Origin of the sequence: Neolewinella lacunae (assembly GCF_014349155.1) — a bacterium.
Taxonomy (GTDB): Bacteria; Bacteroidota; Bacteroidia; order Chitinophagales; family Saprospiraceae; genus Neolewinella; species Neolewinella lacunae.
The window spans coordinates 139650-164927 of record NZ_JACSIT010000152.1; the positions used below are offsets into that span (position 1 = coordinate 139650).

At 59.7% G+C, this 25278-nt stretch carries 16 protein-coding genes; 6 read left to right on the forward strand and 10 right to left on the reverse strand.

All coding sequences use genetic code 11. From position 1 onward, the window contains the following. Window positions 1-55 precede the first annotated feature (55 nt). From H9S92_RS19415 to H9S92_RS19435, 5 genes are all read right to left on the reverse strand, one after another. Entirely contained in the window at window positions 56-1522 is a 1467-nt protein-coding gene (locus H9S92_RS19415) for a sugar transferase (protein WP_222936177.1), read from the reverse strand. Between the two features lie 3 nt (window positions 1523-1525). Then, on the reverse strand, window positions 1526-2377 hold the full coding sequence (locus H9S92_RS19420) for a hypothetical protein (RefSeq protein WP_187468361.1): 852 nt from the start codon (window positions 2375-2377) through the stop codon (window positions 1526-1528). 30 nt (window positions 2378-2407) lie between these two features. After that, window positions 2408-3412: a Gfo/Idh/MocA family protein gene (locus H9S92_RS19425; protein WP_187468362.1), complete on the reverse strand. Its 1005-nt coding sequence runs from the start codon at window positions 3410-3412 to the stop codon at window positions 2408-2410. Window positions 3413-3680: 268 nt separating this feature from the next. After that, the gene (locus H9S92_RS19430) at window positions 3681-4517 is read right to left on the reverse strand and encodes an RNA polymerase sigma factor (RefSeq protein ID WP_187468363.1); all 837 of its coding nucleotides are present in this window, start codon (window positions 4515-4517) and stop codon (window positions 3681-3683) included. Between the two features lie 318 nt (window positions 4518-4835). Next, the gene (locus H9S92_RS19435; RefSeq protein ID WP_187468364.1) at window positions 4836-5627 is read right to left on the reverse strand and encodes an SDR family NAD(P)-dependent oxidoreductase; all 792 of its coding nucleotides are present in this window, start codon (window positions 5625-5627) and stop codon (window positions 4836-4838) included. A gap of 186 nt (window positions 5628-5813) precedes the next feature. Between H9S92_RS19435 and H9S92_RS19440 the strand changes: the two genes are divergently transcribed. The 4 genes from H9S92_RS19440 (at window position 5814) to H9S92_RS19455 (ending at window position 8631) form a co-directional block, all read left to right on the forward strand. Further along, complete coding sequence (locus H9S92_RS19440; protein WP_290283705.1) at window positions 5814-7079, forward strand: IscS subfamily cysteine desulfurase; 1266 nt, start codon at window positions 5814-5816, stop codon at window positions 7077-7079. A 118-nt stretch (window positions 7080-7197) separates the two neighbouring features. Further along, complete coding sequence (gene iscU / locus H9S92_RS19445; protein WP_187468365.1) at window positions 7198-7611, forward strand: Fe-S cluster assembly scaffold IscU; 414 nt, start codon at window positions 7198-7200, stop codon at window positions 7609-7611. 55 nt (window positions 7612-7666) lie between these two features. Further along, entirely contained in the window at window positions 7667-7993 is a 327-nt protein-coding gene (locus H9S92_RS19450; protein WP_187468366.1) for a HesB/IscA family protein, read from the forward strand. 137 nt (window positions 7994-8130) lie between these two features. Beyond that, window positions 8131-8631 (forward strand): hypothetical protein, encoded by a 501-nt coding sequence (locus H9S92_RS19455; protein ID WP_187468367.1) that lies wholly within the window; start codon window positions 8131-8133, stop codon window positions 8629-8631. A gap of 12 nt (window positions 8632-8643) precedes the next feature. On the opposite strand, the gene H9S92_RS19460 is transcribed toward H9S92_RS19455, so the two are convergent. The 5 genes from H9S92_RS19460 to ruvA all read right to left on the reverse strand — a co-directional run bounded on the left by H9S92_RS19460 (window position 8644) and on the right by ruvA (window position 21543). Next, a complete protein-coding gene (locus tag H9S92_RS19460) occupies window positions 8644-9156 on the reverse strand; it encodes a hypothetical protein (protein ID WP_187468368.1) in 513 nt (170 codons plus the stop codon). A 214-nt stretch (window positions 9157-9370) separates the two neighbouring features. Further along, on the reverse strand, window positions 9371-11578 hold the full coding sequence (locus tag H9S92_RS19465) for an OmpA family protein (RefSeq protein WP_187468369.1): 2208 nt from the start codon (window positions 11576-11578) through the stop codon (window positions 9371-9373). Window positions 11579-11859: 281 nt separating this feature from the next. After that, the gene (locus H9S92_RS19470; RefSeq protein WP_187468370.1) at window positions 11860-12969 is read right to left on the reverse strand and encodes a ferredoxin--NADP reductase; all 1110 of its coding nucleotides are present in this window, start codon (window positions 12967-12969) and stop codon (window positions 11860-11862) included. Window positions 12970-13251: 282 nt separating this feature from the next. Then, window positions 13252-20802, reverse strand: coding sequence for a T9SS outer membrane translocon Sov/SprA (sov, locus tag H9S92_RS19475; protein ID WP_187468371.1), 7551 nt, complete (start codon window positions 20800-20802; stop codon window positions 13252-13254). Window positions 20803-20949: 147 nt separating this feature from the next. Then, the gene (gene ruvA, locus H9S92_RS19480; protein WP_187468372.1) at window positions 20950-21543 is read right to left on the reverse strand and encodes a Holliday junction branch migration protein RuvA; all 594 of its coding nucleotides are present in this window, start codon (window positions 21541-21543) and stop codon (window positions 20950-20952) included. A 211-nt stretch (window positions 21544-21754) separates the two neighbouring features. On the opposite strand from ruvA, the gene H9S92_RS19485 reads away from it, so the two are divergent. Next, window positions 21755-24685, forward strand: coding sequence for a S8 family serine peptidase (locus tag H9S92_RS19485; RefSeq protein ID WP_187468373.1), 2931 nt, complete (start codon window positions 21755-21757; stop codon window positions 24683-24685). 155 nt (window positions 24686-24840) lie between these two features. Continuing rightward, a complete protein-coding gene (locus H9S92_RS19490; protein WP_187468374.1) occupies window positions 24841-25209 on the forward strand; it encodes a hypothetical protein in 369 nt (122 codons plus the stop codon). The last annotated feature ends 69 nt before the right edge of the window (window positions 25210-25278 follow it).

The following is a 25278-nucleotide window of genomic DNA, read 5'->3' on the forward strand; positions in this document are numbered from 1 at the left end:
ACCGGTTTGTCCCCGTCCGGTTAAACCTTTCTTCTGCTGATAGTACGTTCGCAGCCTACTTCCCTTTCCCTTGCAAAAGCACCACGATGGTGTAGAAAAGGATCTTGAAATCCAGGACCAGGGAGCGGTTTTCGATGTAGAGGATATCGAATTTCAGGCGCTGGATCATCTCATCCACGTTGCTGGCGTAGCCATATTTCACCTGGCCCCAGCTGGTAATGCCGGGCCGCACTTTCAGCAAATGCCGGTAGTGGGGAGCCCGGGCGCTGATGAGGTCGATGTAGTATTGTCGTTCCGGCCGGGGCCCGACCAAAGACATATCGCCCCGCAACACATTCCAGAACTGGGGCAATTCATCCAGCCGCCATTTCCGCATGACCGCACCCCACGGCGTGCAACGGAGGTCCTGGTCGCTGCTCAACTGGGGCCCGGCGGCTTCGGCGTCGGTGTACATCGACCGGAACTTGATGATGTTGAAAGCCTTGCCATTGAGCCCAACCCGTTCCTGCAGGTAAAAAATGGGCCCCTGACTCGAAAGACGCACCCGCAGGGCCACGTAGAGCAGCAGTGGACTGAGGAAGACCAAGGCCAGTGCCGCCACGAGCAGGTCGAGGGCCCGCTTGGTGAAGCGTTGCCAGCGGGGCATCATTTCCTGGCGGATCTCAATAAGCACGGCCCCGAATACGTGGTCCATCTTCACCGACCCCAGCATGATGTCGTACATGTCCGGGATGATCTTTACCAATACCCGGTCTTCGTAATCGAACAGCACGTTGAGCAGCTCCCGCAAGCGATTGTGTTGGCTGGTCTCCACGGCGATGATGACTTCCTCAATGTTGTGGGCTTCGATGACGCGGCCCAATTCCCGAAAGTCTCCCAACAAGGGCAAGGCCTCGGCCAGCAGCGGGGGCGTTTTGCGGCGGGCATCGACGAAACCTACGAAGCGGTAGCCGAGGCCCTTAGGCTCATTTTTAATTTCGCGGTACAAGTGCAAGGCCGATTCACTTCCGCCAATGATGAGGGTATTGAAGGTTACCTCCCCGTGTTTCAGGCGACGGCTGGCCCGCGTCAACAGCACCATCCGTACCAGCGCCGTGGCCGAAAAGTGCAGCGCCAACAGGGTGAACAGGTTCTGGTAATAGTCGTGGTAGTCCTGGGCCGTGTCGTTGATCAGGACGGTAAAAAATAACAGCAGGCCACCCCCACAACTCAGCAGCAGGGTATGGAGCAATACCTTGAGCCGGCTGAGCCGGTAAATGTCGCGATACTGGTCGAAAAGGGCGTAGCCCAGTATCCAGCACAAAGGAATGGCCACGGCTCCCCACAGGTACTGCGTCGTAGCGGGCAGGTCCCAAAACGATAGTGGATTCCCTTCCTTCGCACTGCGCAAGAGAAAGAAAAAGGTCCAGGCCACCCACGCCGCCGCAAAATCGGCTGCCACGTAGACGTAGCGGTCCCGCCGCCGGCGCTGGGCAGTGTCCGGACGGATGGGTGGGGCAAGACCAGTGAGAGGAGGGGCCAAGACCTAGAAGTAAATCAGTTTAATATTGTCCAGGAATACCTCCCCTTCCGCCACGCCTTCCGGCAGGAGGGCAGAAAGGGCAAATTGGTACTCCTCCAAGGTGGAACGGACGATGATTTCGCTGAGGTTGAAGTAAATCTTCGTCCACTCCCCGCGCGGCAAAAAACCGGGGTCAAACACCTGCACCGGTTGGATGCCCAGGTTCCCCCGCACGCCCCAGATCACGGGCGCGTCGCTGCGGTAATCCACCTCTAGCCAGACGTAGGGCCGCTGGGCGGTAAGGTCGGAGAAGCTCCGGTTGGTACCGATCTCGGCCAGGGGGGCGTCCTCCGTGAGCAGCAATCGTCCGCTGAACGCGCCACTGCGCACGTCGTCTTGTGAAGGGGTCAGCGGGCTCATGCCTTCCAACAGTTCGGTAAATACCCGTGGAAAGCCAGCCTCGAAATTTTCAAAAATGGCAAACTGCGCATCCGGCCGGTAGCCGATTTGGAGGGTACCCAGGTCGACAGTCGCCCCCGCCACCAAATCCAGATTGCGGACCACCGGGGTATAGAACTCGTAGATTTCCGGCGCGCTACTGATTCCGTTTTGGCGCACGCCCGCTTCAAACCGCAACTCCGTACTGCCTACGAAGGGGACGGGGATACGGGCGGGCAGGGGGAAGGCCCCGATGAAAGTATTATTCGCAAAGGCCCAGACTTCGGTGATGTTTTCCGTCGGCCGGCCTTCGGCGGTTGATTGTAAATCGAAGTCGTTGATCAGCACAAAGGCGGGAACGACCTCCGTATCGGCAGGGCAACCCGCGAAAGCCAGCAGGGCCAGGGAAAGCAGGATGGAAAGGGATTTGCGGTTCATTTAATTGGTTTTGGCAGGGGCAAAGACGTGCTAAAGCGTTGGGGGAGGAAGTTTTCCCTGGTGCTCGGCAACGGCCGCAGAAATGCGGTGTGCTAATGCTAACGCCCGGTAACCGTCTTCGATGCTTACCGCAGCGGGTTTTCCTTCATTTATGCTGTTGGCCAGACTTTCCAGCTCCATCTGGATGGCGTTGATGGGCCCGCTCTCCGGCTGGTCTACGTGGATGATGCGCGGGCCCTTGGGCGTACTGAGCGGAAACTGCTGGCCTTCCTCCGGGATGCCGACTGCGTCGGCGTCGAACAGACGCACGATCTGGCTTTCCTTCTCCAGGAAGTCAAGGCTGATGTAAGCGTCGGGTTGGAAGAGCCGCACCTTGCGCATGTTCTTCAGGCTGATGCGCGAAGCCGTCAGGTTGGCCACCGCCCCGCCCTTGAATTCGATGCGGGCATTGACAATATCGGGCTGCTCACTCACTACGGCAACACCGCTGGCCCGCACTTCGCTCACTTCATCGTCGGCCAGCTTCAGGATGATGTCTAAGTCGTGGATCATCAGGTCAAGGACCACGCTGACGTCTACGCCCCGTGGATTAAACATCGCCAGGCGATGGGCTTCGATGAAGTAGGGTTTTACCTTCAGGTCGCCCAGCGCCAGGAGGGCCGGGTTGAAACGCTCGACGTGGCCTACCTGGACGACCTTGCCCGTAGCCTTGGCCAGTTCAATGAGTTCCTCTGCTTCTTCCAGGGTTTCGGTAAGGGGCTTTTCCACGAAGACGTGGCAGCCGCCCAGCAAGGCCATCTTGACTAAGGCGAAGTGCGTGGGGGTGGGGGTAACGACGTCCACCACGTCCGCCGCCGCAATCAAGGCCTCGGGCGATTCAAAAGACGGGAGATGGAATTCCTCGGCTACCCGACGCGCCATTTCCCGGTCGGCATCGTAAAAGCCGATCAAGTCGTAGTGCTCCTTGGCCAGACGGATACACTTGAGGTGAATTTTGCCGAGGTGGCCAACCCCGAGTAAGCCCATTTTTAGCATAGGGCAAAGATAGGGCCCAGCGCTCTTGCCGTGGCCTGGAGATGAACGCGAAATGGAAAGCAGCCCCGCTTCCTGCGGGTGATTTCAACTTGGCCACTCCGGAATACTACCGGTTTTGCCCAGGTGCTTTGCCGTCCTGGACCTTGGATTGCCTTTCGGAGGGCCTTGCCCCAGGCACCTGCGGCCGCGCCCGCAAGATTTTTCATACTGCCGAGTACAGCACCGCCAAACAGGATCATTCCCCTCACCAAAGTGGAGAAGACCAACACTAAAGGTGCCCTTTTTCCCCCACCGCTACGCGGGTGCACTGCATGATGACGTCCTGCAAATCAGCCCCGCTGCTCCGCAAGGGATCGATGAATCGCACCAACTCCGCGCGCAGGGCGTAGAGGTGGGCTACGTCTTGGCTGCGTTCAGCAGCGGCCACCATTTCGATTTTCCGCAGGGCGGCGTGGCGGGCTTGCCGGGGGTTGTAAATGCCGGCCAGTTCGCTGCATTGGTTGCAGGCACCCTGTTTATTGACCAGGGCACAGCGCTGGTAAAAGACCTCGCCGAGGGTCTTGCGGGCACTGTGCAGCAAATGTTTTACCACGCCTTCGGTTAAACCCAGCACCTCGGCAATTTCGTGACGGCGGAAGTCGTACATGTCCTTCAAAACGAGGGCAATCTGCTGCTCGATGGGCAGGGTCTTACCGATGCAGGTGAAGCAAAAGTCGATGTGCTCGCGCACCTCGTACGCCCCCCGGCTGTCGTTAAGGTGGGTCCGCACGAAAGCAGCCTGAATGTCGGGGCGGCTTTCCGCGAGGCTTTTGGCCTGATCCTGGGCGTCAATCGGCCAGGGCTTGCGCTGCCGGAGGAAGTCGCGCGCGAGGTTGCTGCCAATGCGAAAGACCCAGGTTTTCAGGCTTGCTTCGCCACGGAAGGAGGCGATGTTAGCAAAGGCGCGCACGAAAGTGTCTTGCGCGAGGTCCTCGGCGTCGTGGCGGTCGGCGGTAAGGCGGTACAGAAAAGAGCGCAACTGGGGCTGAAAGGCGCTGAAAAGTTGCTGGAAGGCGTTGATGTCGCCCGCCATGGCTTGGGCCAGTAATTGAGGGTCTTGAGCCATTGGAGCCGGAGTTTAGGGGATAAAAATAGCCGCCGGACGGTAAGTTGGGAAAGGGGGTGCTGGACAAGTTATTGTGGTTGCTTGCCCAGCACCCTTTGCAAATTGGGGCGCGGACGCAGGTGCACGCCCCGGGATGAGGAGCAATGTTTGGGAGCTAGTGGTTTGTCAAACTTAAATTTTCGGGTAATCTGCAGCATCTTTTGCCGCCTGCCGTCATCAAAAAGCCTCAACAACGCTACGGCGTTGCCTGCGTTTTTGATTTAGTCAGTCAACAAAATCTACCAGCACCTTACCCGAATTTTAAATGTTGACAGACCACTAGATCACATTGAGCGCGCCGCGATCGGCGTCGATGACGTGGCTATTGAGGATGGCCCCGGCGTCGGTCGCGAGGAAGGCGATGAGGTCGCCGAATTCTTTGAGGCTGGGTCCGCGGCCCAGGCTGAACCCGGAGGCCATGCTGGCGGCGATGGCTTCCGCAGGGATGCCAGCGGCCTGGGCTTGGAGTTCCGTTGTTTCCCGGATGGTTTCGGTTTCTGGGAAGGCCGTTCCGTTGACGCAGACAACGCGAATACCGAAGCGGCCGTACTCGGCGGCCAGGGTGCGGGCCAGGCCCTCCACCGCTGCGGAGGCCGCCGAAATAACGGTCATGTTGCCCATTTTGAGCCGCGACATGCTGGAGGTGAGCAGAACGATGGTGCCTGCCTCTCCCCATTCTTGCCAGAGGCGGGCGGCGGTGCGGGCCGTGAGGAACTGTCCGCCCACGATCAGTGCGACGCCCGACGTGAACTGTTCGTAGTCTAGGGCCGTGGAGGGCGTCCCGGAGCCCGCCTCCTGGGCGGAGGGACCAACGCCGTTGAAGACCAGGTCGAGCCGGCCAGTGCGGCTGCGGACGTCGCGCAGGAACGTTTCGATGGCTGCTTCGTCAAGGACGTCCACTGCGGCTACGGGGTATTCGGGACTGACGGCGCTGGCCAGTTCCTGGGCTTGCACTGGGTGTCGGGCGGAAAGGCAGACGGTGGCGCCTTCGCGGTGGAGGCCCCGGGCGGCGGCGGCGGCGAGCTCGCCGGAGGCACTAAAAATGACGGAAGTAGTATTGCGTAAGTACATGAGGAGAATGGTTTTTCCGTACTGACGGAGGAGCCCGCGAAAACGGTCGAAACTTTTTTCTGGCCCCCCTTACCTTGCTCCTGCACCCTTCCCCTGCACCTGCGGCCGCGCCCCGAAAACGATGTTGCGACGAAAAACATTTCCACCCATCTGCGCCCACCAAAACCAAAGCATAGGCTGGGTGTTATGTTTGCGCTTCAATATTGCAACCATAAAGAAATACCGACCATCATGGGCCAGCGCCTGATCTACCTCGATAATAACGCCACTACCCCCACCGACCCCCGGGCGGTGGAAGCGATGCTTCCCTACTTTTACGAGAACCCCGGCAACGCCGCCAGCCGCAATCACCCCGCTGGCTGGGTGGCTGAGGGCGCGGTAGACACCGCCCGGGAGCAGATTGCCGCCCTGATCAACGTAGACCCCCGCGAGATCATCTTCACCAGCGGCGCTACGGAGTCAGATAACCTCGCCATCAAAGGCGTCTTCGAGATGTACGCCCGCAAAGGCAACCACATCATCACCGTAAAGACGGAGCACAAAGCCGTGCTCGACGCCTGCAAGCGTGTTGAAAAGATGGGGGGTGAGGTAACTTACCTGGACGTAGACAGTAAAGGCCTCATTGACCTGGCCGAGCTCGAAGCGGCGATTACCGATAAGACCATTCTGGTGTCCGTCATGTGGGCCAATAACGAAACCGGTGTCATTCAACCCATGAAAGCCATCGGTGAGATTTGTGCCCGTCGTGGCGTTCTCTTCATGTCTGACGCAACGCAGGCAGTGGGTAAAATTCCCGTTGACCCCAAGGAAACCGGTGTTCACCTCCTGGCCTTCACCAGCCACAAAATGTACGGACCCAAAGGCGTTGGTGCCCTGTTCGTCAACCGCAAAAACCCCCGCGTGAAGGTGACCAGCCAGATGGACGGTGGTGGCCACGAGCGCGGTATGCGCTCCGGTACGCTCAACGTTCCCGGCATCGTTGGCTTCGGCAAAGCCGCCGAAATTGCCAAAGCAGAGATGGCCGAAGACGCCGCCCGTACCAAGCGACTGCGCGACAAGCTGGAGACGGCCCTCGTAGGCATGCTCGAAGAAGCCTACATCAACGGCAGCGTAGAGCACCGCATGCCCCACGTGACCAACATCAGCTTTAAGCACGTTGAAGGCGAAGGACTGATGATGACCTTCAACCAAAACATCGCCCTGAGTTCCGGCTCCGCCTGTACCTCCGCCAGCCTCGAGCCCAGCTACGTGCTGGTGGCCCTGGGCCTGGGAGACGACCTGGCCCACTCCAGTCTTCGCTTCAGCCTGGGCCGGTTCACTACCGAAGAAGACATCGACGCCACCATCAAGCAGGTAGCCGAGGGGGTAAACCACATGCGCGAACTCAGCCCCATCTGGGAAATGTACAAAGAAGGCATCGACATTGATGCCATCGAATGGTCTGAGCACTAGGGCTTAAGTAGCGAAAACCTTTGGCCGCGTAAACCCAAACGCCGGCTTAAATTGTTACCTACCCGTACGCATAGCCGGACATTCCCCCCGGCCGATCACAAAGTTTAATACTACCATCATGGCATATTCTGAAAAACTCCTCGACCATTTTAAGCACCCCCGTAACGTGGGTACGCTCAACAAAGAAGATAAAGGCGTAGGCACTGGCCTCGTCGGCGCACCCGAGTGCGGTGACGTAATGCGCCTGCAAATCCAGGTCGACCCCGTCACGCAACGGATCACCGACGCCAAGTTTAAGACCTTCGGTTGCGGATCGGCCATCGCCAGCTCCAGCCTGGCCACCGAGTGGCTCAAGGGCAAAAGCGTAGATGAAGCCCTGGCCATTGATAATATGGCGATCGTGGAAGAACTGGCCCTGCCGCCCGTGAAGATCCACTGTTCCGTACTGGCCGAAGACGCCATCAAAAGCGCCATCAAGGATTATCAGGAAAAGAACGGCCTGGAAGTGACCGCTACCGTAGCGGCCCACTAACTCACTCCGCTGCCCTCCCAAACGCGGCCAGGCAAATCCTTTAAAAACAGTTGCCATGCTATTTGTTGCAGACAGTGCTAAAGCCAGGCTCCAATCCATCCGTTCCGCCAAGGGGCTTACGGAGGATTACTTCCTGCGTGCTACCATCACGAGCGGAGGTTGCTCGGGCCTGTCTTATAAACTCGATTTCGACAATGAAATCAAAGAGCGCGACCAGGTCTTTGAGGACAACGGCGAAACGGTGGTGTGTGACCTGAAGTCTTTTCTTTACCTCCATAATTCCACCCTGGAATTCAGTGGAGGCTTAAATGGTAGTGGCTTCACCTTCAATAACCCCAACGCCAGTCGCGAGTGTGGTTGCGGGGAAAGTTTTGCGGTGTAAAGCCTCGGACCGACGATTTTTGTACGACCCCTGATTTCCCTTGCCGGGTGATCAGGGGTCGTTCGTTTTGCTGGATTGCGGAACGCTTCTCCCCCGCTGCCACTTTAGTTTACCTTCTTTTTTTAATTTGCTGTGTTATGTCTGACGGACCCCTCATTCGCTTTGAACATTTCCTGGAACAATTTCCGGAGCTGGAACTGCCCATGACCTTTACGGAAGAGACGGTGCGGGCCATCAGTCGGGAAACGCCCCCTCTTTCCCCCCGGGTGATTGATCAGTTCATCTTACCCGTAGAACCGGGAATGGCCGATGAACTGACGGAGTTCGTCGCCTGCCTGCGGCTACCCGAGGCGGATGAGTACGCGGGCGTCGTGTACTGGCGCGCCGACCTGGCGCAGTACCACTACACGCTGGTAACCTTCAACCCTAATACCCAAGAGTTGATTGACCGGATGGTAATTGCCGGGACGAGCTACGACGGGGCGGAGGTGCTCCAATCCCAGGCCGTATTGACGGAGGCCTTGGTGATTTACCAAGTCAGTGGGCAGAGCGGCGGCGGAGACTACGATTACCAGGCCGCGTCCAGCACCGCCCGCCGCTTCCAGATTGCGGAATCGGGGAAGATTGTGGAGTTATGAAGCTGCTTCCGTTTACTCCAGGACTTTTCGGTAAGTAACCGCAACTCCCGTCGCCCTTCGCTCGAAGCGTGCATCCAGGAACTGATCGGATTTTGGCTCTCCGGCGACCGCGTAGGCTGCTTCCAGTTTCCTTCGTACACAGCCGGGACTCTGGCATAAACCATCCCCGATAGTGATCCACCTACCCGACTGGTGATCGACGGCGTCACCTCCGGCGGTTTGCTCGCCAGCGTCAATTTTGGTGTAGTCATAATGGCCTTTGATGGTCATCCAGTTCAGGGGGAAGTCACTGGCGGCAAAAAAGTCTTCTGCGGCTTCCCCCAGGAGCGCGCTGAATTTTTCCTGCTCGGAGTGCCCAAAATCGAGTCTTTGGTACAGGACAATATCCATGTCGATGTCCAGGTCTTTCACCAGCAGTTCGAAGTCAGCTTCGCCCAATTGGCGTAACTGGTCTTCTTTGTTGCAACCCGTGAAAGAAAATAATGTGCAGCAGAGCGCAAAAAGGAGAGCGGTAAATCGTACCATGAGAGCGGTCTTTTTATTGAAATATCGATAGAAATCGTAGTAGAAGGCGAACCGGCGCTGCCTCTATGCTTTCAAAACGACCTGAGTTTGCGAAACGTCCGGTGAAAAACGGGAGGCAAAAGATAAAATCCCTCTTCTGAGTTGTCCCAGCAAAACAAGCTGGCAGAGAGCCCAGGTTTCTGCCAAGGCGAGTCCGCTACAGGTAACCTTCTCTTTAACGGAATACCTCCACCCGTTCTCCCCCCGGCCCCGTAAGATTGTTTCCGTAGCCTACGATGCGGTAATTCCGGGCGGGCACTCCTTGCTCCGTCAGGTAATCGCGGATGGTGATGGCCCGCTCTTCGCTCAGCAGCTGGGCGGCACGACGCTCCATGGTAACGGGGGTATGGACGCGAATTTCCAGAACTACCGGGCTGCTTTTTACTTGTTGGACGAGTTGGTCCAGGCCGCCGTAGCCGGCGCCGTCGGGGTAGGCCGTGTTCGGGATGAAACTGATGCCGGTGGGTACCGCAGCGCTGGTGGCTGGAGGGTAGGCGGCACTGTAGCGTGTTGGCTGCTCGTTGCTGGGGGCCGGACGCTGGTAAGGATCGGGAATAGTGCTGCCCTTGGCCGTCCAATTCCGGTTAGCCGGGTGATCCGTTGGTGGATTTTGCGGGTAATAAGTAGTAGGCGCAGGTTCCGGGCTGGGGCTGGGATTGTTCAGGCGTTGGAGTTCCGCCTTCAGGGTGGCCAGTTCGTCGAGCTTGCGTTGGTATTCGGCATCCAGGCGGTTGACTTCTTCGGGGGAGAGGCTGGTGGTGCGGGGCAAATCCCGGCGCAGTTCGTTTTCCCAGGGTTGGCGTTCGTAGACCTTGGGTTGCTGGTTGCCGTAGAGGTTGTTGCGTACGGTTGCTTGCAGGCGGAGGCTATCGGCGTAAGCTTGCTGCCGCGCCAGTGCGGGGTCCGGTGCTGAACGGTAGTAGTCGCTGATGCTGCCGGCACTGGGCGCAGCGTAGGTGTCGGGGGCTGCGGCGGCAGGCGTGGTGGTGGCGGGAGCTTCGGTTTCGGTCCAACGGTGATTCCCCGTGCGGTTTTGCTGGCGGAGCTTTTCGTCTTGCTGGCGGCGGAATTTTTCCTTCATTCTTTCCAACTCGGCCAGTTCGCGGGCGAAGCGTTCGCGGGAGGCGGCGGTGCCTTTAGCGGTGCTTTGGGGAGGGAGGGTATCTCCGGCGGGCCGGCTGGCCTGGTCAAACTGGCGGCGCAATTCCAGGAGCTCTTCATCGGCGGTCTTTGGCATGGCCAGATCGTACTGCCGCCTTGCCTCGTCCAGTTGGCGCAACTCCCGCTCCCGCTGGGCGATACCGGCTTCCAGGCGGACCTGGTCGGGACTGGGTACTGAGGCTCCGCCAACGTTGGCTAAGCCGCCGGCTGCCGGTCCGCTCTGCGGTACCGCTGGCAGTTGGCCATCGACGACCAGGGATTCGCCCTCCCGCAGGAAGACGGCGTAGCGCAGCATGGCGTCGGGCCGGACGTGCAGATTGCCCGCAGCCCCCGCAATGGCTACACCCGCAGTAAGCTCACCCGGCAGCGGTGGCGAAGGCAGGTAACCCCGCGTCAGGGCAGCGGGGGGAGGCGCTGCCGTACGGGGCAAAGTCTGGCTGTAGAGCCGCTCCTGGCCCGGTTCGCCGAGGACCACCACGGGGTCTAAGCCCGTTGCGTCCAGCGAAAAAGTGAATTGGCTGAGGCTTCCGGGGATGTCCACCACCGTAGCTGGCCCGCCGGGCTCCGTCTGCCGCAGCCACTCCCGGTCGTTGCGGCGGAAGTACAGCGTCCGCCCGTCGGTCGCCAGCCGTGGGCTGGATTCCTGGCCCGGACCATTCAACTCCCGCAAAGCCGTAGCCTCACTCCACTCCCCGTCAGCGCGGGCGAAGCGGAGGAAAAGATCGAGGCTGCCATCGTAGCCCGGTGCACTGTAAAAAAGGCGCTGGGCATTGGCATCAAAACTCAGGCCGTACTCCGCCTTCACGTCAGATGGCAGCGGCCAGCTTTCCAGGATGCGCCAGTTCCGGCCGTTGATTTCCAGGAGGTCGATGTAATTGCTGGCCCCCGAGCGCAAGGCCGCCAGGCGGGTGCCATCGGGGCTGATGCCGATGGCGCGGTCGTGGCCAAAAGTGTTGATGGGAGATCCAGGGTTGAGCGCCCGCCCCCAGCTGCCGTCCGCGTAACGCGTGCGCGTCCAGATGTCGGCAGCATTGTCCACGCCCTTGTTGTTGGCAAAGTCCGGCCGCGTAAAAAACACTTCCCGTCCGTCGGCCCGGAGCAAAGGGTCTCGCTCCCGTACATTCCTGCTGGCCGCCGAAGCCACCGGCGTCTGGGCCTCCACCACCGCCAGGGAGAGGACGCAAAACAGGCAGATCAGGAGGGTGTGGTAGGAATGACGCATGACAAAAACTTTGGTAAAACCGGCAAGGCTAAGGGCTTCTTCAGGCCACCGTGCGGATGGACGTGGGCTGCCCCATCAACCATCGCTGGCTACCGGGCACCACACTTCCATTGGTGGTAGGACGCTTAAAATGCGAAAACGTCAACTATTACCCGCCCTAAGCTACTGCAAAGTAACGATCCGTGGCCCTGGCGGGTTGTCGCCCCCAGGTTAGGAAAGTGCTAAAAAAGGCCGCAAAACCTGCAGATTTGCCTTTCTTGATTCCTCCACAGCTGACCTTGTTACACGTCGAAGGTGACGTGGACTTCCTCGGTGGTGGGGTGGGATTGGCAGGCCAGGATGTAGCCTTGGGCAATTTCGTCGTCATCGATGGCGAAGCAGACTTCCATTTTCACTCCACCTTTGCTGACCTTGGCCATGCAGGTGCTGCACGCGCCGGCCAGGCAGCTGTAGGGTGGCGCAGCACCGCTTTCCAGCAGACCGTCGAGGATGGTTTGGCCGGGTTTCAACGTTACCTCTACTTCTTTACCGCCCAGGGTTGCGATCACTTTGGCGTCCTGGACCTTACCCGCCACCGGTGCCGCTTTTTTAACGGCATTGGCCGAAACGAAACGCTCGGTATGGATGAGTTCCTTGTGTACGCCGAGGCCCAGGAGGGCTTGTTCCACGTCGTCTATCATCTGCCCGGGGCCACATACGAAGTATTGTTTATCGGCCACACTGCCGGGGTGGCGATCCATGAACGCCTGGACGGCCTTGATCCCAACCCGACCCACCGCACCGGTCCATTTCCGTTCGCCGCCGGAGAAAAAGCCTTTCAGGCCGCCTACTTTGTACTTTTTCGGGCGGGAGAGGGTATGTTCCACTTCCAGTTGCCCGGCGTAGCGACTGACGAGGTCTTCCAGTTGCTTTTCGAAGATGATGCTGTCTTCATCCCGGTTGCCATAGAGGAGAAATACCCGCGACTTGGGCTCTTCTTCCAGAATGTTGCGCAGGATCGACATCAGGGGGGTAATGCCGCTGCCGGCTCCGAAGAGGTAGTAGTCGCGCCGCGCCTTGTGATCTGGAGCCACCATAAACCGGCCCTGAGGGGGCATCACCTCAACCGTGTCACCGGGGCGGAGGAAGTCGGCAATGTGGTTGCTGACGATGCCGCCTTTGACGCGCTTTACCGTTACGGCCAGTTCCGCATCCTGGGGGGCGGAGCACATGCTGTAGGCCCGCCGTTCTTCCTTGCCATTAATGATAAATTTCAGCGTCAGGTACTGGCCGGCGCGGTACTTAAAAGTCTCGGTCAGGTCTTCGCCCACGCGGAAGGCGACCGTGATGGCATCCGCCGTTTCGGGCGTAAGGGAGGCGATGGCAAGCGGGTGGAAAGTGGCTTGAGACATAGTGGCGCGTTAAGGGGGGCGAAGGTCGGAATTTTCAGTCGCTTTCGCCCCGTTTGGTTGCGGCTTAAGGGCAGATGAAATCTTTTTTTGACCGGAATCGGAGGTTTGTGCGGCTCCTGTTTGGGTCAAATGGGGCGCGGTCGCAGGTGCAGGGCCCCGGACAAAAAAGCGGGGGAAGTCCGGTTACCCTAGGACTTCCCCCGCTCCTTAAGCTAAATGTTGCACCTGCGGCCGCGCCTTTTTAGACAAGCTCTTACGTCAGATGCTTTGTCGCAAACGCCATTATTGCAACTGAAAGCGTACCACGATCCCGCCGCTGGCCGCCGTTTGGGGGAAGCCGAGGGGGTTGAAGGGTTGGGTTTTCCGGTAGTCGAAAAAGGCGCGCAAACTGAGCAGGTTGTTGACCTGGTATTCCGCCGAAGGGGCAAAGGTGAAGACGCGGCTTCCCTCGACAATTTCGCGGATGCGGGGGTTGAGGCGGCTGGCGTAGGTTTTGCCATCGCGGAGGCTGAGGTTGAACTGGATGTCGAGGTCGCTCACCTGCAAACGCCCGCCCGAGCGGCTGTTGCCCCCGCCCTGGCGCGCGGCGGGGGGGGGTGGGGCGGCCGGGTCCGTACGGGCTGGCCGCCGCTTTTTCTGGTTTCCTTGGAGGAAGCCGATCTGCACGTCTTGTAACACGATGCCGAAGCCCCCGACGATCTCCTTCGAAACGTTTTCGCTCAGGAGTTTGCTCACCACATTGATGCTGCGGTTTTCCTGGGTCTGGTAAGTGAAGTTGAACGAAAGGCCGTTTTGTAATTCCGCCTCGATGCCGATGAGGGGCGCGAAAGACTTCGCCTCCGTGACGTTCGGGATCTCGATGCGGGGGAAATAGTTGAGCGTTACCGTATCGAGACCAGTGAACTGTGGAGTGGTGGCCTGTTCCAGGGCATCGAGGTAATCCAGGCTGGTGCCGTAGCTGCTGATGGCGAAGGTAGACTGGAAGCCGTGGGTGATGTTGACGCGGCGGAAAACCTCCCCGAGGCGGCCTACCTTATCGAGGCCGTTGTAGGTGACGCGCCAGTTGGGGCTGGCCTTGAGGTCGAAGGGATCGAGAGAAACGTCGCTGGCACTTTCGCCCCGGTAGGCCGCGAGGAAGGCGGGCAACAAGACGTCTTGCTGGTTGGGTCCGTAGCCAAAGGAATAGCCCTGGGCGGCCAGTTCGGGATCGGCGTGCGGTGTTCCGTCGCCCAGGCGCTGGCTGATGAGGCGGCGGTTGGATTCGAAAGTTTCGAAGAGCACGTTCAGGTCGGTGGTGTCTTGCTTAAAGAGACTGCGGGCCCCGCCGTTGCTGAAGGTCAGGGCACCTTCGCGAACGGGGATGGTATGGAGGAAGGGCGCGTCGGGGCCTTTTTCCTGCACCTTAAAACTCTCGGTGTAGTTTTCGGTGAAGTTGCGGTTCATCGTCAGGTCGATGCGGAAGTCGCGCACGGGTTCGAGCGTGACGGCGGCATCCCAGCGGCGGGTAAAATTCTGGATGACGTCCTGGCTCTGGAAGACGCTCGGGGAGAGGTAGCCATCGTTGGCCAGGTTGTTGAGGAAGTCGTCGTCACTGCCGTAATTGGCGGGGTCGAGGGTCCGGATTTTGGGCTGGAAGCCCGCCACGAATCCCCAGCCCGGTGCGTCGAACCCGGTGTTCTGGCCAAAGAAACGTGGCTCCGGCAGGAAGCCGGGGATGACGGTTTCGAAGTCTTCGCTGAAGTTGAAGCGGGCGTTACGCAGGAGGAGGAGGGGGCGGATGAGGGCGCGGGCACCGGCGCTCGGGCCACTGCTTTTCTTACTGCGGTCTTCCTTGGTCGTAGCTCCGGGCTTTTCTGCTGCGTCGCGTTGTTCGCGGGCACCGGGGCGGGTGGTGCGGCGCTGGGGGCGGTTGATGTTGCGCAGGAAGCTGAACTGATCGTAGAACTTCTCGAAGTTGAGGTTGGCCGTCACCTGCCGGGTTTGGCTGTTCTGGATGATGTTTCCGAGGCCGAGTTCCACCAGGGAAAGCGGGGCGGCGTTCCAGGTATAGCGGCCGAGGTAGCTGGTGCGGACGTCGACAAAATCCAGGAAGGGCAGGAAGCGCAGGGGGAGTTGGTAGCTGGCGTTGATGCTCTGGGTGTAGAGCTTGGGCCGTCCGCCGGCGCGGAGTCCTTCCCAGATGGCTTCCTTGCGGGCATCATCCCGGGCGTTCGGGTCGGGGAACTGCTCAACGAGTTCCGACTCGTCGGGCTCGTCAATCGTTGCGCTCATGTTGGCGTTGAAGCCCAGTTTGAGGCTGCGCGTCAGGTCCCAGCGGACGTCGTAAAGCCGGTCCCAGGTAAAGCGCTTGTTGTAGAAGGTGTTGAACTGGGGGTCAACATCGGCAAAGCGGTACTTCGTGGTGGCAAAACTCCGGTTGAGAATATTGGCGAAGGTGAAGCTGTTGGGCAGGGGGTTGATGTTGAATTCACTGAGCAATTTCAGGTACTTGCTGGTAATACCTTTGAAAGGTTCCAGCGGGGTTCCCCGGCCGCGGTTGTAGGAATAGTCGAGTGCTCCGGTATAATCCTTGATCGTTTCGTTTTCGATGAAGGGGTCCGAACGTTCTGTTTTGGTGTAGCCGTAGCTGACGCTGAAGTTATCGGGGCTGATGGGGCTTTTGCCGCCGCCGGTGGAAATGCCGACGTCGTTGAAGTTGATGGCGGTGATCTTATTGATCTCCCGGGCCTGTTCAAGCACCGAATCGCGGATGGCGGCATTTTCGGCGCTTTCCGCTTTCTGCTTCAGTTTGATGTCCAGGTCGTAGGGGTCGTATTCGGGGGTACTGACCGTTTTACTGTGTTGAAGGTAGACGGGCAGGCGCAGCCCCAGGCGTTCGGGGAAGAACTTATGGAGGTTGATGTTGGCGGCCAGGTCGTAGCCGGCGGTGGATTCCCGTGCGCGCTCGGTCACGTTGTTGTCCAGGGCACCGAAGCCGATGCTGCTGTAATTGGCGGCGGCGGTGACGGTTCCGAGGTCGGCCAACTGGATGTCGGCCCGGGCCAGGCCCGCCACGCCGCCCCGCTCGTCGAGGCCTTCGAGACGGAGCTCGTTGACCCAGACTTCGGCGCTCAGCCCGTCGTTGTTCAGGTCGTTTTTGGCACGCACCCCGATCATGAATACTTTGACAAAGCCGATATTGGGGTTGCCCTTGACGCGGATGGTGTGTTCTACTTCGCGGATGGGGTCATCTTCTCCGCCGACGCCCGCGAAAGGCCGGAAGCGGTCGGCGAATTCCTGGGAAGAGGAGAAGCCTTGGTTGTTCCGGGCGAGTTTCAGCTCCCGGAGCAGGGCCAGGGGCAGGTTGACTTCGTTGGCAATGGGCCATACTTCCTGCGAGTAGCAACTGGTATTTTCCACCCGTCCATTACCGGGAGGGGGCGGGCACTGGTTGATGACGGCAGTATCCGACATGCGCAGGGGCACTTCGTATTCGTAGTAGTTGGCCTCGAAGTCGGAACCCATGCGGATGAAGAGACTCAGCTCGCCGTCTTCGGGGCGCTGGAAGCGGCTTTCGCCCAAAGGTTCGGCGTGGACGAACATCCGCAGGTTATCGTATACCCGCAGGTCGGTATCGGTGTACTTGAAAACGGCACGGCGCCCCCCGGGCTGGAGGTTCTGCACCTTCAACGACAGCGATTGCTCATTTTGTAGAGTGTTCTGAATGCCGAGGCTTTGCTCGCGGCGGATGCCATTGGGCAACACGTAATTAAAGGGCAGGCGGCTGCTGTTCTCTTCGATGTTGACGGCATCGACGTTGAATTCCGTGTTCTCCTCGCCGCCGATGACGGGTGCTCCCTGGAAATCGCGGGTATAGCGCCGCCAGCTGTTGCGGATGAGTTCAAACTCGGCAAAGCGGAGAATGGTTGGGGCGCGGAAACCCGTCATGTACATCCGCATGAAGCGAATGGAGCGGAAGTCCTGAATCCCCCCGATGGCTTTGCGCTGGTCGCTGTTGAGGGGTACGCGGAAGCGGTACCACACCCGGCCATTGGGTGCCTCCAGGCGGTCGGTGATGAAGGGCGTTTGCTCCTGGTCGAAGTTACGTCCGTCGGCGCTGCTGCGGACGAAGGGGATTTCGTACTGGAAGTAGCTTTCGGCCTCGTTCAGGGTGTTGTCCTGGTTGATGTCTTCGGTGTCGGGGAGGTTGGTGGTACTCTCGCGGGTATTGTTCTGGGTCTGGTTGTTGGCGGCGCTGTTGCCTTCCGTACCGTTCCAGCCGCGCAGGCGGGTCAGCAAGTCGTCGCTGTCTTGATAACGATCGTTGTTGAAGTAGTAAAAGTTATCGTTAGCGGGGTCTTCCTGCAAAATCTGGAAGCCCGCCTGGTTGCCGCCACTCAGGCGGTTGAGGTAGTCGCTGAATTTTTGGCGCTCCATCTCGTCGTTCGAGCCATCCAGGCCCACGTCCTGCAACTCGCGGGTTTCGGGGTCGTTATCGAAGCCCCGGGTGATTTGCTGGGCTACGGGTACGCGCGACCACTCCGTCTCATCCACCGGGCGGTTGGGGTTGGCGGGGCCAGGCAGGCCGTTTTCGAAGAACTTGCGGCTGTCTTTGAGGATGTCTTCGCTGACGTTGCCCAGGTTGATGTAGAGCGTACCCTGCTTGAGATCGCCGTCGGGGGCGGGCTGCCGGGGGTTCTCCCCGTCGAGGAAGGGCGAAAGCATCCAGAATTCTACGAACTCGATGTTGGAGGACTGAAAATCCGGCGTGGTCATTTCCCGCATGATGCCGGCCCAGCGGGTTTCGGGGTTGAGCAGTTTGACGGGGGCGATGTTGTCGTTTTCCAGGGTTACGCCCGCCGTAAAGCCGGGGTAGCCGTCGAGGTCGTCGAAGTTGTAAGGTCCCCGTTCATTGGGGTAAAAGGCCATGTCGAACGAGAAAAACTGGTTGCGCGCCCGCTGCGTGATGGGCAGGTCAACGTTGGGGAAAACCTCCTGCTGGGGTACCGCGCTGGTGTAGACGTTGTTGTTGTCATCGGGATTACGGGCGTTGGGCTCCGTCCGGAACCAGTTGAGCTGGGCCCGGTTGGCCCCGCTGACGAGGCCTTGCTGGGTAGCTTCCGGGAAGAGGGGGTTATTGTTCTGGGCGTCGTTTTGGGGGATGGAGGCGAGGTACCAGCTCTGGACGGGCACCATCAGGTCAATGGGGCTGGCCGTGCCTTCAAAGTCATCGAGGTAAACAATGCCTTCGTCGTCGCCACGGGCCCGGTTGATGGCGCGGCTGTGCCCGGGGCGGAGCCAGGCCGTTTCGGCGGTCAGGCTGATGTTGGAGGGTGCACTCGTGCTGTAAAACGGCAGCTTATCCACCAGGCGGGTCAGAAAGCCCGATTCTTTCTGGAAGGTCGCGTCCAGGCCGTAGATGGTGTTGTTGATGGGGTCTTCCCCGAGGTTAACCTTCTGGGTAAAGGGCCGCTCGAAAAGCTTAAGGTAGGTGGCCCCCACGCTCAGGTTGTCGTTGATTTCGTAGTCCGCCCGCAGACCCAGCATGGTCTTGGTCTGCAAACTGAAGATCGTATTGTCTTCAAAACTGACGTTGATGGGTACCCCCGAGCTGAGAATGGCATCGTTGAGGATGCGGACCCGCCCCGTGCTGTAATCAACCGTGTAATCCTGCCCTTCCGTAAGCAATGCCCCCCCGGCCGTCACCCGGACCGATCCCGGCGGAATGTTAAACGCCCCCAGGCTGATCTCCGACTGTACCGAAGATTTATAGGACCCACGGATGGCAAAGCGGTTTTTCTCGGGAAATTCCCGCGCCTGGAAAATGGTGGAATCGTACAATTCCTGATAGACGAACTGACTGCGGTCTTCGGGGCGGAGCAACTCGGCCAGGTCGCTGCCGAAAGGCTCCAGTACGGGGAAGTAGATCCGTCCCGTCGTGGGGTTGATCGTAATGCCGGGCACGAAGTCGAAAACGCCGTCGGGCTGGGGGTCCAGCTGGGTGTTGAGCCGATCGAGGTTGAAGGCCCGGATCAGGGGGAGCCCGGGCACGTAAGTGAGGTCAGGCGTGGAAGGATTGTCTACGGGCACGGGCAGGAAGCGCTTGAAGCCTTCTCCCGGGTCTTCGTACTGGATGTCGAGGCGGAAGTCTTCCTGGTTGACCTGGTAGGCCCCGAGGGAATAGACGTTTTTCATCATCAAATCCCAGGTAGGCTGGCCCACGCGCTGGGTGGATGATTTGAGCATTTTGGTGAACAGTACCTGGTTGGCGAAGTTGCTCGTATCCGTACTTGAGTTATCGGTGTTGACGGAGAGTTCCCCAACCTTGAAAATCTCCCCGTTGTATTTGTAGCGGTAAGAAACAGCGACCACCTGATCGGGCTGGACGTTGATGTTGAGCGAGATGAAGCCCAGCTGAGGATTGAGGGTGTATTCCCGGGGATTGAGTTTGCGGGCGGAGACTTTTTCAAAATCGCGGATCTGCTCCAGGCCAAAGCGGGCGGATTGCAGGGTGGCTACGGAACGGTCGATGTCCCTTACACTTTCGCCCGCCGCCAAGAGCTTTTCGTAGAGGTCGTTGGCGCCATTCTCGGGCAGGGGCTCTCCGTCACAAATTTCCCGGTAGCGGGGGGTAGGGAAACGGTTGACGGCGCGGGGGTTGGTGAGGCGCTCGGGCTCGCCCAGGTCCGCAAAGGCCACGATGTCACGAACCTCTAATACCTCATTGCGGTCGTTGGTGATCCAGACTTCGATGTTCTCGGCGTTGAACAGGGTATTGATCTGCGGCAGGTTTTCCAGGGATTCCTCGTAGACGCTGCGATTGTAGTGGCTCAGGAAAAAGTGGCGGTTCTCGTCGTAGTCATCGGCGTAGACCTCAAACTGGGCGAGCTGACTGCCGCCTTCGATGGTGAGTTTTTCCCGCTGGCTCCGTTGCTGGCTGGCGATGGCCGTCAGCCGGAGGTGACCAAATTGCAGTTCCGTTTTCAGGCCGAAGAGCGATTGTGCGCCCTCAATCAGGGAACCATTCAGGGGGAGGCTGACGTCGCCCGCTTCAATCTTTTTAATGATGTCGTCTTCGCCGAAAGCCTCCGAGTTGTAGTCCAGCTTAATCTGGTTATCGAAGTTGAAAGTGGCCCCCGTGTTGTAGTTGGTGTTCAGCTTGAGTTTGTCCCCGATCTGGCCAGTGACGTTCATCTGGATGTCCATGTCGAAGTCGAAGATGGTGTTTCTCCGGAAACGTTCGACGATGAAGGGGTTGTCCTGAAACTGGTAGTTGAGGCCGAAGCTCAGATCCACGCCGCCCTGGGGCTGGATGTCAATTTCGGTACCCCCAAAAAGGTTGTTCAGCAGCTCGGGGTCCAGCTCGATGTCGGCCAGCGGGTCGCCAACGGAAATGGCATCTTCGGGGTTGCCCACGCCAGCCAATTGCTGGAAATAGCGGTCTTTGTCCCGTTTTTCCCGGTATTGAAGGTATTCCTCGAAGGTCAGGTACGTCGGCGGCCGAAAGTCGATATCCCCCATGCGCTCCCGGACAATGTAGCGGCCCGTTTCGGGGTCGTACTCAACGGTTTTTTCAACTACCGAGGGGTCGCGCAGGTCAATGGGGTTGCGGTTGGGGTCGGTGATGAAGTCGCCGCGCCGGTCCTGCAAGGGGGGCAAGGTATCCTGGGCCGCCCCACGGATGGCACCGTAGGCAAGCAGAACTTCAGTATTTAGCGGAACCGGGGCGGGGCTGCTGGCCAGGTGCGCAAAGGCTTTCCGACTGGCGGCCGCATCTTCCGGAGTCCGGTAGGGTACGTAGGTGAAGCTGAGAGAGGCAAGGGCAAAACCGAGTAATAGTAGCGTCTGTTTCATATATCAATCCTTCCAAAAATGCCCGGGGGGAAGTGTCGGGCAACCCTCGGTGAACGGTCGCGGTGGAGCGATCACGTTACTAGCGGTCAGTTTTAAGAGTATTTGCCGAGGCCAGCCCGGACGGCGATGGTGGAAAAAGAGGGTCGCTTAAGACGATAATTCACGCAATGCCAATTTGATGATCTCTTCCGCGGCTGTTACGTCCGGCTTTGCGGCGAAGACCCGATTAAGGGCACGCTGTACGGCCGGCCGGGCGAAACCCAAGTTTACCAGAGCAGATAACGCCTCGCCCCGTTGGGTATTGCTCTGGGCAGCGAGCATTGTCGGCTCGGCGAAGCTTTCCTTCACCACCTTGTCCTTCAAATCCAGGATGATGCGCTGCGCAGTCTTGGGTCCGATGCCCTTCACCCGGCGGATGCTCGTCACGTCTTCGCCAATCACCGCCGCCCGCAATTCATCGGGGTTCATGCTCGAAAGGACGATCAGCGCCGAACTCGGCCCCACGCCGCTCACCCCGATGAGGAGCCGGAAAAGCCCCCGCTCCGTATCGTCGAAAAAGCCGTACAGCGTCTGCTGGTCTTCCCGCACGTACAGGTGGGTCAGGAGCTTGGCTGTTTCGGCTTTTTCAATCTGGGTGTAGGTAAAAAGGCTGATGTTGATGTGGTAACCGATGCCCCCTGCCTCGATCACTACAAAACTGGGGTTCTTGTGCGTGATCGGCCCGGTAACGTAAGTAATCATGCGGGATGGATTTTCTTTGCGGCCGCAAAGGTACGAAGTGCATGGTAACCAGCACATTGCATCTTTCCCAACCCAAAGCCTTTTCCTTCCACCACCGGCGTAAAAGAGTCCGGGGGTGTCCGTCCAACGACGCTGCTACGCATTCGCATTTACTAAATGGCCCATAAATCCCCAATTTTTTCGTTGTTTAGCGGGCCAACCCCTTTGAGACATGTACCGACTTTTCCTTCCGCTACTGCTGTTTTGCCTTTGCCTGGCCCTCCCCGCAGGCGCGCAGCAACTTACCCACCGCCAGGGCGAGCTCATCGTGCAGTTTGGCGCGGACGTAGATGCCAAGGAATGGATAGCGGCAAAGGATGAACTAAGCGCCGTTGTCCCCCTCGGCCAAAGCCTGAACACCTACCTCGTTCGCTTCGATTTCACCCGCTACGCCGCCACCGACCTGCGGCAGCGCTACGCCCAGGACCCCGCCGTCATCGCCGTCCAGCTCAATCATTTCATTACCCTCCGCCGCCGCCCCAATGACCAGCGTTACCCCGACCAGTGGCAGCACCGCAACCTCGGCCAGATCAACGGCGTAATTGGCGCCGACCACAACATTGAGGCGGCCTGGGACGTCACCACCGGCGGCGTCACCGCCAACGGAGACACCATCGTCGTAGCCGTACTAGACGATGGCATCGACCTCGACCACCAAGACCTCGTGGCCAACCTCTGGCGCAACCACGGCGAAATCCCCAACAACGGCGTAGACGACGACAGCAACGGCTACGTCGACGATTACCACGGCTACGACACGGCCAGCGACGACCCCGACGTCAACGCCGGCAATTCCGACGACCACGGTACGCCCGTCAGCGGCATCATCGGTGCCGTGGGCAACAACGGCATCGGCGTGAGCGGCATGAACTGGCGGGTGAAAATCATGATGATCCGCAATGCCTTCCTCGATTCCGAAGCCGAGGTCCTCCAAGCCTACAGCTACGCCCTCGAGGCCCGCGAACGCTACAACGCCACCGACGGTGCGCAGGGGGCCTACGTAGCCGTTACCAACGCCAGCTGGGGGACGGACTTCGGCGATGCCGACGATAGCCCCATCTGGTGCAACCTCTACGACCGCCTCGGGCAGGCCGGCATCCTCAACGTCGGGGCCACCATCAACGGCAACGTCAACGTGGAACTGGAAGGCGACCTGCCCACCAACTGCCCCTCCGAGTACCTCATCGGCGTCACCAACGTCAATACCCGCGACCAAAAAGTGCGGGAGGCTGGCTTCGGCAACGTTTCCATCGATCTCGGAGCCTTCGGGGAGGAAGCATTTACCGCCGCGCTGGGCAACAACTACGGTTACTTCGGCGGCACCTCTTCGGCCACCCCCCACGTGGCGGGTGCGGCGGCACTGTTGTATTCGGCGCCCTGTTCCACCTTCGCCCAGCTGCTGGCCGCAGACCCGGCGGCGGCCGCCCTGACCGTCCGGGAAGTCCTCCTCTCCACCGTCAAACCCAACGCCAGCCTGGCTGGCATCACCGTGACGGGTGGGCGGCTGGACGTAGGCGCGGCGATGGCCGAACTCATGTCGCGGTGCAGCGATTGCCTCGCCCCGACGAGTTTTACTGCCGTGTCCTCCCCGGGTTCGGCAACGTCCATCACCGTCGATTGGCGGTCCATTGCCGACATCACCACCTTGCACCTGCGTTACCGCCCAATTGGCACGACCGAATGGATTTCGGTAGCCGACCCCAGCCCACCCTACACCCTGAATACGCTGGCCAACTGTACGGGCTACGAGGTGCAACTGACCGGAGCCTGCGGTAGTAAAGCCGTGGAGACCCGCATTCTGAGCGTTTTTACCGACGGTTGCTGCACCATCCCCAACGATTTTTCGGTAGTGGCCGCCGCCAACCAGGTCTTCGTGGCCCGCTGGACGCCCCTGCTGGCGGGCCGCTCCTACCGTCTGCGCTACCGCCAAGCGGGCACGGACAACTGGACGACGCGCACTGCCGGTCCTACCCAAAACCAACTCGGCATCGCGGGCGGCATCCTGCCCTGTACGGATTACCAATTTGAATTCCAGACCAACTGCGATACGTTCCTGACCGACTTTGGCCAGCGGATGACCGTACGCAGCACCGGCTGTGGCGCTTGCCAGGAAGCCACCTATTGCGAACCCGACCGCTACGACAACGCCCGCGAGTGGATTGCGGAGGTGAACCTGGGCAATCTGCTGGTCAAAACGAGCGGACCCCAGCCCAACGGCTACACCAGCTTTGGGGAGGTGACGGCCCAGCCCTTCGTGCGGGGCGGCGTATACCCCATCCAGCTACGTCCTGGCTTCCCGCAGGGGACGGAGTCAGAAGCTTTCCGGATCTACATCGACTGGGACCAGAACGGCGTCTTCGCCAGCACGGAAATTGCGGCCGAGGCCGTCAGCACCAGCGGCGGAATAGCTACGGCCGACATTACGGTCCCCACCACGGCGGCCCTGCGTTCCACCCGAATGCGCGTCATCATGCAGTTCCGGAGCGTCCGCGGCGGGCCGTGCAGCGACAATGAAGACGGGGAGGTGGAAGACTACTGTCTCTCAATCGTGGACGCCGAAGGTTGCCCTCCGCCCGCCCAACTCCGGGCCGGATTCGACCAGATGACGGGGGATACCCGCCTGGATTGGTCCGCCTCCGCCGCGCCGGGAGGCAGCTATCGCCTGCGCTACCGTCTGCGCGGCACAACGGGTGCCTGGACGGAGACGGACGTGACGGGCATTCAACTGACCATCCCCGACCTTAACCTCTGCGGTGCTTACGAAGTGGAAGTGGCCAGTCTCTGCGGCGGCAGCCCGGGCCCTTTCCAACTGTTTTACTTCCTCGATAACTGCACGGACACCGACGCGCCAGTGTTGCAAGCCGCCGATTGGTCGGTATCCCCCAACCCCACGGCGGGCCCGTTGCGCGTTGCGTGGACAGGTACCGCCCGGGCGGCGGAACTGTACATCATCAGTGCTGACGGACGGCGGATGCGCAGCCTCCAGCCCGACAGCGCCGGGAGCGCTTCCCTCGATCTGGGTGACCTGCCCGCTGGCGTCTACCTGATCGAGTTGCGGCTCGAAGACGGCCGGAAGGGCATCCGGCGGGTGGTGGTGCGGTAGTTCAGTAGTTCATAGTTCAGTAGTTCATAGTTCAGTAGTTCATAGTTAGTATACACACTTAGATGAACAGTCTCCGATGCACCCGGGGAAAACGCTTGCCTGACGCCCTTTACTCCTTTCGCCCTTTCACCCTTTCCTCCCTTAATCCTTTGCTGATGTACAGATTTTTTCTTCTCCTTTCCGTTATGCTCGCCGCGGTGGCCGGGCTATACTTTGGTTTGCCCTGGTACCTGCTGGCGGTGGCGACGGTGGTTTTGGCCCTGCTTTTTCCCGTGTGGCGACGGGCGGCCTTTGGGTTTTCCTTTGTGGCGGCTTTCCTGGTGTGGGGGGTGTATGCGGGCTACCTGCACTTCGAATCGGAGGGGCGGCTGAGCGATCGCCTGGCCGTGGCTTTTGGCCTGGCGGAGGGTTGGAGCCTGGTGGGGGTGACGGCGCTTTGGGCGGGCATAACGGCGGGCCTGGGGGGCTGGTTTGGGGCCAGCCTGCGGCGGAGCTTCGTACATGGCCCCCGGGTAGGTGGCTAAACGCGGGATTTGGCGCTGCTAAAATTCTTTGCTGAATTGTTCCGGAAGAGTGAAGATTGGCGAATTTTC

Bases quoted from the DNA above. Each gene is read 5' to 3' on its own strand.
- H9S92_RS19420 (WP_187468361.1), bottom strand. From the start codon at position 2,377: ATGAACCGCAAATCCCTTTCCATCCTGCTTTCCCTGGCCCTGCTGGCT.
- H9S92_RS19425 (WP_187468362.1), bottom strand. From the start codon at position 3,412: ATGCTAAAAATGGGCTTACTCGGGGTTGGCCACCTCGGCAAAATTCAC.
- H9S92_RS19430 (WP_187468363.1), bottom strand. From the start codon at position 4,517: ATGGCTCAAGACCCTCAATTACTGGCCCAAGCCATGGCGGGCGACATC.
- H9S92_RS19435 (WP_187468364.1), bottom strand. From the start codon at position 5,627: ATGTACTTACGCAATACTACTTCCGTCATTTTTAGTGCCTCCGGCGAG.
- H9S92_RS19440 (WP_290283705.1), top strand. From the start codon at position 5,814: ATGTTTGCGCTTCAATATTGCAACCATAAAGAAATACCGACCATCATG.
- iscU (WP_187468365.1), top strand. From the start codon at position 7,198: ATGGCATATTCTGAAAAACTCCTCGACCATTTTAAGCACCCCCGTAAC.
- H9S92_RS19450 (WP_187468366.1), top strand. From the start codon at position 7,667: ATGCTATTTGTTGCAGACAGTGCTAAAGCCAGGCTCCAATCCATCCGT.
- H9S92_RS19455 (WP_187468367.1), top strand. From the start codon at position 8,131: ATGTCTGACGGACCCCTCATTCGCTTTGAACATTTCCTGGAACAATTT.
- H9S92_RS19460 (WP_187468368.1), bottom strand. From the start codon at position 9,156: ATGGTACGATTTACCGCTCTCCTTTTTGCGCTCTGCTGCACATTATTT.
- H9S92_RS19465 (WP_187468369.1), bottom strand. From the start codon at position 11,578: ATGCGTCATTCCTACCACACCCTCCTGATCTGCCTGTTTTGCGTCCTC.
- H9S92_RS19470 (WP_187468370.1), bottom strand. From the start codon at position 12,969: ATGTCTCAAGCCACTTTCCACCCGCTTGCCATCGCCTCCCTTACGCCC.
- sov (WP_187468371.1), bottom strand. From the start codon at position 20,802: ATGAAACAGACGCTACTATTACTCGGTTTTGCCCTTGCCTCTCTCAGC.
- ruvA (WP_187468372.1), bottom strand. From the start codon at position 21,543: ATGATTACTTACGTTACCGGGCCGATCACGCACAAGAACCCCAGTTTT.
- H9S92_RS19485 (WP_187468373.1), top strand. From the start codon at position 21,755: ATGTACCGACTTTTCCTTCCGCTACTGCTGTTTTGCCTTTGCCTGGCC.
- H9S92_RS19490 (WP_187468374.1), top strand. From the start codon at position 24,841: ATGTACAGATTTTTTCTTCTCCTTTCCGTTATGCTCGCCGCGGTGGCC.